Here is a 12,219-nt window from a genome sequence, read left to right on the forward strand (position 1 = left end):
AAAAATCTTCACCTTAGGGCAACGCGGATCACTCGCAGCGTCCGCTCGGCCAATCTAAACGCCAGTAACAAACGCCGTGTTCATCTTGCAGCACAGTAATGCTCACCACGGCCGCCACGGGTAAATCGAGTTGACTGTAAAAGCCCACCGCCCGCTCAACCCCAAGGGCGCGCGCCATTAAGTGACGGATCACTCCGCCGTGGGTCACGACCCATACTTTGGCAGCCAGTTCGCCCGCAGCCACGCCCGCTCCCACAGCCAGCTCGGCGTTATCTGAGTCGACCGTCAATCGTTCAAACTCGGCGGCAAGTATCTGGTCAATTGCGCCATTCACCCGCGACTCGAAGCTTGCCATAGTTTCCCCATTGGGCGGCGGAGTTTGCCAAGGATTTTGCCAATACGCCGCTAAGTGTTCGCCCGCTTGTTGATACAGTTCATCGAGCCGACGACCGTCCCAATCACCAAAGTCGATTTCTTGTAAACCCGATAAAAGCTGCGCCTGCAATGGCCTTGACTCAGATACCAGCGCCGCCGTCGAATGCAATTCGGCGGCAAAGGCTTGGGCAAATTCGGCGCAGCGGCGTGAGGTCGAGCTATAAATCGCGCTACACACGCTGGCCTGTGACTCAACCGCTGCCGACATTTGCTGCCAGCCCTTTTCGCTTAAAGGCACATCCACACGGCCGCGTAAAATGGCGCCGCCTTCACACTCGCCGTGACGCAACAATAACAATCGAACTTGTTTCATCGTATTCCTATGTCTATCACTCATGGCAAATTCTGTTGAAGCCCCACATTAGACCCGTCGTCCTATATACTCAATTACGCCCTAGCTCTACAACTAGCCCTAAAAAAAGAGCCGTTAAACTGGGTGAAAAGTGCTGATAGGACCCAATTGTCGTCAGTCAATTTTGACCTTGCCCTGACAATCATAAGTCGCGTATTATGGACGTCTATACGTTTAAATGTCCAAAAACATTTTATAAAAACAAGTATCCAAAAACAAATGTCGATAGACCAGAATAAAATGCACTTTGCATAACAAGGGTCGATGCTTGGACTTAACTTAGCTGTATTTAAGGTAATTATTTATGACGATACCCTCTACCAAAGCCGGCCAGATATTGGCAGACATTCGTAAACAGCTTGCTGAGCGCATTCTAATCTTAGACGGTGCCATGGGCACTATGATCCAAGACCACAAGCTCGAAGAAGAGGATTATCGCGGCGAACGCTTTAAAGATTGGCACACTGACGTCAAAGGCAACAACGATTTATTGGTGTTGTCGCAACCCCAGATCATCAAAAAAATTCATACCGACTACTTAAACGCCGGTGCCGACATCATTGAAACCAACACCTTTAATGCTACGACTATCGCCATGGCCGACTACGACATGCAGTCGCTGTCCGCCGAAATTAACTTAGCCGGCGCCCGCCTCGCCCGTGAAGCCTGTGATGAAGTGTTTGCTGCCACAGGCATTCCGCGCTACGTCGCTGGTGTGTTAGGCCCCACTAACCGTACGTGTTCGATTAGCCCTGATGTGAACGACCCTGGCTATCGCAACGTCAGCTTCGATGAGTTAGTGAGCGCTTACCGAGAGTCCACTAAGGCGCTGATTGAAGGCGGCGCGGATATCATTATGGTCGAGACCATCTTCGATACCTTAAACGCCAAGGCCGCACTGTTTGCAATTGAATCGGTGTTTGATGACTTATTTGGTCAGCATTCGAGTGACCGCTTACCTATCATGATCTCGGGCACTATTACCGATGCCTCTGGCCGCACCCTTACCGGCCAAACCACCGAAGCTTTTTATAATTCCCTGCGCCATATCAAGCCCTTATCTATCGGCCTTAACTGTGCGCTTGGGCCAAAAGAGCTGCGCCCGTACGTCGAAGAACTATCGCGTATAGCCGAATGTTATGTGTCGGCGCATCCGAACGCGGGTCTGCCGAACGAGTTTGGCGGCTATGATGAAACCCCAGAAGACATGGCGAATGTGATCGAAGATTGGGCGCGCGAAGGCATGCTCAATATTATCGGTGGTTGTTGTGGTAGTACCCCTGAACATATCCGCGTGATCCGCGAAGCGGTGAGCCGTCACGACCCGCGTATTTTGCCAGACATTCCGGTAGCTTGCCGCTTGGCAGGTTTGGAACCACTGACTATCGATGCGCAATCCCTGTTCGTTAACGTGGGAGAGCGCACCAACGTCACAGGCTCGGCTAAGTTTTTAAAATTGATCAAAGAAGGCAAGTTTGAGCAAGCGCTCGATGTCGCCCGCGAGCAGGTCGAAAGCGGCGCGCAAATCATCGACATCAACATGGACGAAGGCATGCTCGATGGCGCCGAGATCATGCACAAGTTTTTAAACTTGATCGCCTCTGAGCCCGACATCAGCCGCGTACCGATTATGATCGACTCCTCTAAGTGGGAAGTCATCGAAGCTGGCCTAAAATGTATTCAAGGCAAAGGCATAGTTAACTCGATTTCCCTTAAAGAAGGCGAAGCCAAGTTTATTGAGCAAGCAACACTGGTGAAACGCTACGGCGCGGCGGCCATTATTATGGCGTTCGATGAGCAAGGTCAGGCCGATACTAAGGCGCGTAAAATCGAAATCTGTACCCGCGCCTATCGGGTGCTGGTCGACAAGGTCGGCTTTCCGCCAGAAGACATCATCTTCGACCCGAACATTTTTGCCATCGCCACCGGTATCGATGAACACGACAACTATGCCGTCGATTTTATTGATGCCATTAAAGCGATTAAAGCCACCCTGCCCCACGCGATGATTTCGGGCGGCGTATCGAACGTGTCGTTCTCGTTTCGCGGTAACAACCCAGTGCGCGAAGCGATTCACGCGGTATTCCTGTACCACGCCATCAAAGTCGGCATGGACATGGGCATTGTCAACGCGGGCCAGTTAGCCATTTACGACGATATCGATCCTGAGCTTAAAGTACGGGTCGAAAACGTGGTGCTTAACTTGCCCTGCCCAGTCGAAGGCTCAAGCAATACCGAGCAGTTACTTGAAATCGCGGAGAAATTCCGCGGTGATGGCGCACAGGTTGGTAAGAAAGAAGATTTAGAATGGCGCAGCTGGCCAGTGAGCCAACGCTTATCCCATGCGCTCGTCAAAGGCATTACCGAATTTATCGATGAAGATACCGAAGCCGCTCGCCAAGAGGCGAAACGTCCACTGGATGTGATTGAAGGCGCCTTGATGGACGGCATGAACGTGGTCGGTGACTTGTTCGGCTCGGGCAAGATGTTCCTGCCGCAGGTGGTGAAATCGGCGCGGGTGATGAAAAAAGCCGTGGCTTACTTAAACCCCTATATCGAGCTGGAAAAGGTCGAAGGCCAATCTAACGGCAAGATTTTGATGGTGACGGTAAAAGGCGACGTGCACGATATCGGCAAAAATATCGTCGGCGTGGTGCTCGCCTGTAACGGTTTTGAGGTATTCGATTTAGGTGTGATGGTGTCGGTGGAGCGAATTCTCGACGCAGTGAAAGAACACAATATCGATATCATCGGCATGTCGGGCCTCATCACTCCGAGTCTGGACGAAATGGTGCATAACGTGAAAACCTTCCACCGTGAAGGCTTAACCATTCCGGCGATTATCGGCGGCGCCACTTGCTCTAAAATCCACACAGCAGTGAAGATTGCGCCCCATTATCCCCATGGTGCTATTTATATCGCCGATGCGTCCCGCGCCGTACCTATGGTGAGTAAGCTCATCAACAACGAGACCCGCCAAGCGACCATAGACGAAACCTATGCCGAATACGACGATATGCGCACTAAGCGTTTATCCCAAGCCAAGCGCAAAGAGATAGTGTCACTCGAAGCGGCGCGCGATAATCGCTGCCAACACGATTGGGCCAACTACACCCCGTTCACGCCAAACGTGCTCGGGCGCCAAGTATTTGATAATTATCCGTTAGAAGATTTAGTTGAGCGTATCGACTGGACACCGTTTTTCCGCTCGTGGGAATTGCACGGCCATTACCCTGAAATCCTCACCGATAAAGTGGTCGGTGAAGAAGCGCAAAAACTGTTCGCCGATGGTCAGGCCATGCTCAAACAAATCATCGAAGAAAAGTGGCTCACGGCGAAAGCGGTTATTGGCTTATTCCCTGCCAATACCGTCAATTACGACGACATTGAGCTGTATACCGATGAGTCGCGCACCACAGTTGAAATGACCACACATCACCTGCGGATGCAGCTTGAGCGTGTCGGTAACGACAACTTCTGTCTATCCGACTTTGTTGCGCCAAAAGACTCAGGCATCGCCGATTACATGGGCGGCTTTGCGGTGACCACGGGCCACGGCATAGACGAACATGTGGCACGTTTTGAAGCCAACCACGACGACTACAACGCCATTATGCTCAAGTGCTTAGCAGACCGTTTAGCCGAAGCCTTTGCCGAGCGGATGCACGAGCGGGTACGTAAAGAGTTTTGGGGTTATGCGGCCGATGAGCAGTTAAGCAACGAAGCCTTAATCCGCGAGAAATACAAAGGTATACGCCCCGCACCGGGTTACCCAGCATGCCCAGATCACACAGAAAAAGGCTTGTTATGGGACTTGCTCAAGCCCGATGAAACTATCAACTTGAACATCACCGAAAGCTACGCCATGTTCCCCACAGCGGCAGTATCGGGCTGGTATTTCGCCCACCCGAAATCGCGCTACTTTGGCGTGAGTAACATCGGCCGCGATCAAGTGGAAGATTATGCGAAGCGTAAAGGGATGACTGTAGCTGAGACGGAGAAGTGGCTGGCGCCAGTACTTGATTATGATCCCGAGTAATCATGTTTACTCAGTAATTTGGCCAAACTGAATTTAGGCAACTTTATAAATGGGCAAAGTTAAGGGGCGAGTTATCGCCCCTAATTTTTTACTTTAGAAAATTAAAATCAAAGTCGTGGGGCTTCACCCCACACCCGACCAAGGAGGACTGCTCGTCCTATCCTCCTTGGATTCTCCCTTGCCGAACAACGTCCTTGTCTAACTGCCAGTTCGCCATCCCTGGCTCTAGTTCGAAACTCTGCTACGCAGCACTCACCCTAGCGAAGTGACATGCATTAGTTACCTGTCTCATACTCCAATAAAAATCGCCTAACGGCTCAGATGGCACATCCATGTGCCCCCGAGTCAGCGCCATCCTCCATGATGTCGCCACGGCCCCACTCTAACAACTAAGAGCTATCTGCGTATTTCGACAACTTCGCAGGGGATCGGTGAACGTCTGCGGCATTAGTGTTAACTTTTCGCAGTGAAAGAGTGATGCCAGTTCCACACTTCTTATTGTCCTCAACTTACCAAGTTATATTGTTGACTCAAGATGACTATTGATACTTCTATAAACTAAAGACAAGTGGATCAACTCAACCAAAGCGAAATGGATTATTCCGATAATGGAATATGGCCGCTACCCATTAACGACTAGTGAAGTGGATGAAGAACTCTAGATATCGAAATGTAGACCACACAAAGTGATTTTCTGAATAATTACGGTATATTCATAAGTCATACTAAGACCCGAAATAATAACTAACCCACAATAAACCGTGATATACACACCCGACACCAATCACACTTAAATCCTAAATAAATAAACCAATAAATTCAACATCATGAATAATCCAACATCCTTTCCTGCTTGAGAAAAAATATCCAAACACAGTATTCAAAAAACCAACCAGTAAGTCTAAATGATGACTCCACAACAACGTTATAGTGATATAGCCTTAGTTCAACGCTAAAGACGATATATAAAGCTATCGGCATAACAATTTGATCTAATTAGCAGACTGCATCATATAAGTAGAAAAAAATTTATCGACTATACTCAGTTTCTCATCATAAAAATGACGTTTTAAGACTTCTTGGAAATCAATATGATCATATTTAACAAAAAATTAAAGGCTGAACATGAACAATTGAAAGAAGAGTTATTTTCAATGCGGCAAGTTAGGGAAAGCCTTGATAGTGAGATGTTAGTATTAGCGCTAGATGCTGATGGAAAAATTATCGCAATCAACGCTAATTTTACTGACGACATGTTATTTCAAAAAAACTCACCTATCGGCAAACACTTAACGGAAATGGTGCCAGCGCGAGCTCGAAACACAAGTCATTATAAAGCAATGTGCAATGCCATAAAGCAATGCGAACATTGGGTAGGTGCACTACAAATTGTTAAGGGCGATGGTGAGGAAGCTTGGTTACGAGCCATTTTACAGCCCGTCAAAAACAGTAATGGCAAGTTAAAACACTTTTCTATTTATGCAAACGATCTAACCCGTACTATTGAAAGCTCGAAAAAACATGAAGATTTAAACCAAGCATTACAGCGCTCTACCGCTGTTATTGAGTTTAACTTAGACGGTACAGTCATTACTGCTAACGATAACTTTTTAAATGCGATGGGATACACTAAGAATCAAATTGTTGGTAAACACCATAGAATTTTTTGCGAACCAGAAGAATATAACTCAATAGAATACAAGCATTTTTGGGATCAGCTATGCAAGGGACAATTTGTCGCGAATCGCTTTAAACGTGTGGATAGCTATGGCCGTATCGTTTGGTTAGAAGCCTCTTATAATCCTATTTTTGATAGCTACAACGAACTCTACAAAGTCGTAAAATTTGCCACTGTTATCACAGATCAAGTCAACAGAGAACTGGCCGTATCCGAAGCGGCTGACATAGCCTATAGCACATCCCAACAAACCGATGCTTTTGCAAAAAAAGGGAGCTTAGTGCTACAAGAAACAGTTGTGATGATGAATAAATTAGCGACGCAAATGAATGATGCAGCCAAAGGCATTGAAGCATTAGATAAGCAATCTCAAATGATTGGTGAGCTAGTAAAAAGTATCAGTGGCATCGCCGATCAAACCAATCTTCTTGCCTTAAATGCAGCAATTGAAGCCGCTCGCGCAGGAGAACAAGGACGCGGTTTTGCAGTCGTTGCAGATGAAGTCAGACAACTTGCCTCACGTACCAGTAAAGCGACAGAGGAAATTGTAGAGGTAGTATCAAAAAATAAAATGTTAACCGAAAGTGCAGTCAATATGATTGAGCAAGGTAAGCAACAAGCGCAACAGGGGTTAACACTCTCAACCCAATCGGGTGAGGTTATGTCAGAGATTCAAGATGGTGCACAAAAAGTGGTTAATGCAGTTGGCCAATTCACCAACCAGCTAACTGTCTAATTTTAAAATCCTTATGCCCTATAAAAATACATTTATGGTGTTACATAAACGTGGTTGAACAGATTATCCATACACAAAAGCCAGCTCGGCAATCCTTGCCTCTCGCTATTAGGTGCAATAACCATCGGGGTTTGGATTACGCTAACGCGGTTGTAGAAGCTGATTCAAACTTCGTTTGATTTTTTAAATCAAAATCAAAGTCGTGGAACTCCATTCCACACCAGGGCAAGAAGGGGATCAACAGCAATCCCCAAGTATATCCATATACAACAGCCAGTTTGGCATCCCTGCCTCTCGCCCATAAGCGCAATCACAAAAGGTGATTATTCGCCTTGCATCTCCCCTTGCCGAACAACGTCCATGTCTAACTGCCAGTTCGCCATCCCTAGCTCTCGTTCGAAACGCTGCTACGCAGCACTCACCCTAGCTAAGTACATGCATTAGTTACCTGCCTCATACTCCAATAAAAATCGCCTAACGGCTCAGATGGCACATCCATGTGCCCCCGAGCCTGCGCCATCATCCATGATGTCGCCACGGCCCCACTCTAACAACTAAGAGCTATCTGCGTATTTCGACAACTTCGCAAGGGATCGGTGAACTTCTGTGGCGTTAGAGTGAACTATTCGCATTGAAAGAATTATGCCAACGCCACAAGACTTATTACCCTCAACTTACCAATTTATATAGTAGACTCGAGCTTATCATTGATACTTTTATAAACTAAATATAAGTGTATCAACTCAACCACAGCTAAATTAACTATTACAACGGTGAAATATTGTAGATCACCCATAGACCATAGGTTAAATAAAAAGAAAACTTCTAGCTATCGAAATTTAGACCACCTAAAGTAATTTTACTGATAATCTTTGCCTATAAGCATAGGTAACACTTTAAAATTAAAAGTGACTGCAATAGCAATATATACACAAAGCATGCTAAGTAACGAAAATAATAATTTAAAGCTAAAAATATTCATCTGCATAAAAATCGATTCAGACTTAAATTCAACTATCAAATCAACTGCAAGGCCGATAACAAGTGTCAAAGCAAGCACTATGCTCATACCCAAAAAACTAATTTTTTTCATAAAAAACTCTTAAATCATCCCTAAAATAAATCAATAAACACAGTCAGCGAAACATCTTGAAAGTAAAAATTAACCAAATAAATTCAACCTATTATACTTTTTCATAAGTATATTAAAAACAAAGAACAAGGTCAGAAACATGAGTGTTTTTACAAAGATATCAATAAAACGTAATGGACTCATCCCGCCAGCTAATAACACATCGAAAACAGGCAGTGATGGCAGCACAACAAATGTAAAAAATGAAGTACCTAACACAGAGTAAATAAAATACCTTGGATACCCAACTCGATTAATAATCAAAGCACATACTAAAGAAAATATGATCATCAGTGGAAGATGTATCCAAAAGCAAAATACAACCATCCCCAAGTTTTCACTTAATGCTTTTACATTGAAAGATAACAGTAAATCCCACCACCATTTGCTATCGACAGACAACCCACTTCCATGCATAAATATCGACACAGCTATGCCGAAGATAATCACTAAAAACTTCAATTTACCTCCAATGGAATGCACTCTATTCAGAGTTACACTGGCCTCAATTTCAAATTAAAAATCTACATCAAGGTCGTGGGGCTTCACCCCCTGATTTTTTTATCAAGAGTCGACCAAGGAGGACTGCTCGTCCTATCCTCCTTGCTATTGTTTTCACCAGCAGCCAAGACGCCCCTAGCGAAGTTACATACATTGATTAGTGGCTTCGCATGGGATTGGTGAACTTCTCTGGCATTAGAGTTAACTTTTCACATTGAAAGAGTTTTACCAGTGCTATTTCTTTGATTTTTACTACGGAAGATACCATTCAACAAGTTCTTTCACCTGTTCAGACCCATTTAAAACATCAGGCTTAAAAATTATATTATCTTCAGTGATTGAATCAATATACTCAGTTAATTCTTTGATTTCATCAGGTGGAAAACCATAGCGCAGAAGTAAGGTATGAGTGGTATCATTTGTCCCATACTTCAATAACTCTATCATTTTAAGAGCGTTATTATCCTTAGTAAAATTGTGATAAATAGAAAACGCCCCCATTAAAACATCTGATAAAGAAAATGAAATAACAGTATCCATATAGTCATACGTATCAAAAACGATAGCATCATAGCTAACATCTTTTACTCTTACATCAGATTTGAATAATGAAAAACTATTAACTAATGAGCTATCAGGTAATTTATTAGCAGGTTGAGAAAATCTAGCAAAACTTGTTCTAGCCTCACCTCTTCTTGATATATTATTGTATCTTATCCCCACAATCTCCTTGAAAGATCTGCCCTGAATTACAAGGATAAAAATATCGATTGCAGTGTTAAACACATTTGTTTCACCATCGAACAATTCTCGCCCCAAAGATATACAGTATACATTAAATAGAGCATCTTTTAACCGTACTCTATTTTGTTTATTGTTACTACCAAATAATTTTTCTCCGAACCCGCCAACATAAACAAGCTCAAGTATTAATTTAATGTTTTCGATAGACTCTTGTGAAGATAATCGTTCAACTTTAGACATTGGCAGATTAAACTCATTATTGAATGAACCATCTAAGATTGAAGATATCAGCTCTTTCTCATCAGTAACCTCATCAACTTCTTGGTCTAAAATAGATATCTCCGATAAACTAAATGAACTGTTTACCCTCTCTATTAAAAGTTTTGGGTTTTTAGTATAAACATACCCAAAGTCAAACTTTAATTCCTTAGAAAGACGACCACTTCGACCAATTAAGTTTTTAAAAGCAAGCGCCTTATCCTCTTCTGATATTCCTTGCATCCTCATATTGTCTAGCCAAACAATATCAAAAGGCATATTTATACCCTGTGCTAAAGTACTAGTTGCGAAACAAATTTTAGCAAAACCAGCTCTAATAAAATCTTCAATAAGAAATCTAACATCTAATGGGACAGAACCATGATGAATTACAACCCCCTTCCTCAGTAGCCCTACAAGATTTGAACGATGATTTGTTTCATTAGCACCGAGTAATTCTTCTACTTGAGAAATGATTTTAACTGCATTTTTATCTTTAACTACATTAAATTTATCAACATATTTTCTGAAATCTTTTATAAAATCCCCTCGATATATTGAAGACTTAGATACAAAAACTAAAACAGACATTTCACCATTAAAAGCTACTGACTCAAACTTTTCATCTAGTTTAATGCTGTTTCTAATAAGATGACCACTCTCATAATATGGAGAAAAATAGTAGTCTTCTTTATTAGCATGCCCATAAATAAATGCTTTACCTACAGTACTATGTGGATATGACCTTGAATATGATTTCCCCTCATCCATTGAATGTTTTTTAATCTGAGCACTTGGATTATCAACAAATGGGTGTGCAAATATTAATTTTGCATTAGGAAAGAATTTTTGTACACGGCGAACAAGAACATCAAAAATTACGCCTCTCTCTTTTTCCTCTGAGACTTGCGCTTCATCAAAGAAAAAAAGTGAAATATTCAAATTTAAGTTTTCAGAAAATAACTCTCTAGCTCTTTCTGGGGTCAACACAAATATTCTTCTTAATTTACGGATTTTAAAAACACAATCAACGAAAGAAGAGATCATCACAGACTTATCATTTTTGAAACGTTCTCTTATAGTTTTTATATATTCTGCAATTAAGGCTCTAGATGGTACAACTATGACACTATCACCTTCGATTTCATATATATAATCTCTTAAAGAAAATGACTTACCTGCACTAGTAGGCGCAGAAATTGACACGAACTGTTGGTCTTCTATCGCATTTCTAACGCTAGCTTGAACAGGAGTTAAGTATTCTCTATATTGTTTCTTATGAGTTTCACCTACACCAGACAAAAGAAATGCAAAAAGATCATTAGGTTTAATATTTTTGTAGAAAAGGCCTAACACTGACAATATTTTTTCTTCATATTCGCGAAAAATTATTGGATGAAATATTTTATAATATGTAAGACTTTCTAACACCTTACTATCAACAGGCCCTTCTTCATGTAGTTTATTTATAATTTCACACAAACCATCTCTTACATCATATTCAGTATTTATATTTTTTATACTTAACATTTAACACCAACCACATATACCATTCTGGAGTTATTCATCAAGTCTGATTTCTTTACGCTATCAATAGCATTTCTCATTATTGAACTTGTATCTTTTGAATTTATCGAAAAGGCTACAACAACACCAAAATTATCACTATCTAAATTCTCGATAGACTTACTACCTGTTAAGTTTATCAAATGGACTCGATCTCTTAAGTGTTTTTCCTCTTTAAGAAAGCGAGAGGCCTGTGGTATCGCTTCACCATGAGGATTAATACTTCCAGAATATTTTGCTTCTCCAAAATTAATTAGATCTCCTTTACACTCGGTATGAAAATCAAATCCTTCATTTTGCTTTTTCTGTGGCTTCCATATTTCAGCAATTGGTAAAGCTCTATGTTCAAAAATTAGTTCAAGTGCACGTGTTGATCCGATAGATACCATTACCTCGCCGAACTCAGCACTCAATGAATTTCTATCTGTAACATTTCTAAATATCTTAACGAGTGCATCAGCAGTTTCACGGGCCGTATATTGATATGAGCGCTTTGTCCCAATATCCATTGTCAACATCCAAGATGTATCAAGCACAGACGATGTTAATTTTTCAGCAATACATTGCAAGTCTTCAATAGTCACAACACAAGCTTTAATAGTTCCATCTTCAGTGTAATTGATATGCTTGCATCCCCATTCATGATCCTGCTTTTCCATTAACAACTACCTCACCCTTTATTTTTAACATTAATTAATGAATAAAATTGTTATTGAAGTCATCTCAAAAAGATCAACCAAAATTAAACTGCTCAATTTAAACACTGCTGCCGCAGAAT

6 protein-coding genes and 2 pseudogenes are annotated in these 12,219 nt (G+C 42.4%); 3 read left to right on the top strand and 5 right to left on the bottom strand.

Translation table 11 applies throughout. The features are described 5' to 3' along the window. Nucleotides 1–28: 28 nt before the first annotated feature. Nucleotides 29–748 carry a histidine phosphatase family protein gene (locus tag Q4Q49_RS06250; RefSeq protein WP_311998907.1) on the bottom strand — a complete coding sequence of 240 codons (720 nt, stop codon included), beginning with the start codon at nt 746–748 and terminating at the stop codon, nt 29–31. 343 nt (nt 749–1,091) lie between these two features. On the opposite strand from Q4Q49_RS06250, the gene metH reads away from it, so the two are divergent. The 3 genes and pseudogenes from metH to Q4Q49_RS22170 form a co-directional block, all read left to right on the top strand. Further along, a complete protein-coding gene (gene metH / locus Q4Q49_RS06255; RefSeq protein ID WP_311998908.1) occupies nt 1,092–4,826 on the top strand; it encodes a methionine synthase in 3,735 nt (1,244 codons plus the stop codon). A 1,187-nt stretch (nt 4,827–6,013) separates the two neighbouring features. Then, nucleotides 6,014–6,694 (top strand): annotated as a pseudogene (locus Q4Q49_RS22165) (PAS domain-containing protein); the annotation flags it as partial. A gap of 150 nt (nt 6,695–6,844) precedes the next feature. After that, nucleotides 6,845–7,240 (top strand): annotated as a pseudogene (locus Q4Q49_RS22170) (methyl-accepting chemotaxis protein); the annotation flags it as partial. A gap of 859 nt (nt 7,241–8,099) precedes the next feature. Here Q4Q49_RS22170 and Q4Q49_RS06265 read toward each other — a convergent pair. From Q4Q49_RS06265 to Q4Q49_RS06280, 4 genes are all read right to left on the bottom strand, one after another. After that, entirely contained in the window at nt 8,100–8,333 is a 234-nt protein-coding gene (locus Q4Q49_RS06265; RefSeq protein WP_311998909.1) for a hypothetical protein, read from the bottom strand. Between the two features lie 69 nt (nt 8,334–8,402). Beyond that, a complete protein-coding gene (locus tag Q4Q49_RS06270; protein WP_311998910.1) occupies nt 8,403–8,834 on the bottom strand; it encodes a hypothetical protein in 432 nt (143 codons plus the stop codon). A gap of 291 nt (nt 8,835–9,125) precedes the next feature. Further along, nucleotides 9,126–11,405 (bottom strand): DEAD/DEAH box helicase, encoded by a 2,280-nt coding sequence (locus tag Q4Q49_RS06275; protein ID WP_311998911.1) that lies wholly within the window; start codon nt 11,403–11,405, stop codon nt 9,126–9,128. After that, on the bottom strand, nt 11,399–12,100 hold the full coding sequence (locus Q4Q49_RS06280) for a hypothetical protein (RefSeq protein ID WP_259542072.1): 702 nt from the start codon (nt 12,098–12,100) through the stop codon (nt 11,399–11,401). Before Q4Q49_RS06280 ends, Q4Q49_RS06275 begins: the two co-directional genes overlap by 7 nt. Nucleotides 12,101–12,219 lie beyond the last annotated feature (119 nt).

It is taken from the genome of Shewanella sp. SP1S1-7 (genome assembly GCF_031932105.1).
In the GTDB taxonomy this organism is placed as follows: domain Bacteria; phylum Pseudomonadota; class Gammaproteobacteria; order Enterobacterales; family Shewanellaceae; genus Shewanella; species Shewanella baltica.

What these genes read in the sequence shown, in the direction of transcription:
- Q4Q49_RS06250 (WP_311998907.1), bottom strand. Translation starts at nt 748, where the DNA reads ATGAAACAAGTTCGATTGTTATTGTTGCGTCACGGCGAGTGTGAAGGC.
- metH (WP_311998908.1), top strand. Translation starts at nt 1,092, where the DNA reads ATGACGATACCCTCTACCAAAGCCGGCCAGATATTGGCAGACATTCGT.
- Q4Q49_RS06265 (WP_311998909.1), bottom strand. Translation starts at nt 8,333, where the DNA reads ATGAAAAAAATTAGTTTTTTGGGTATGAGCATAGTGCTTGCTTTGACA.
- Q4Q49_RS06275 (WP_311998911.1), bottom strand. Translation starts at nt 11,405, where the DNA reads ATGTTAAGTATAAAAAATATAAATACTGAATATGATGTAAGAGATGGT.
- Q4Q49_RS06280 (WP_259542072.1), bottom strand. Translation starts at nt 12,100, where the DNA reads ATGGAAAAGCAGGATCATGAATGGGGATGCAAGCATATCAATTACACT.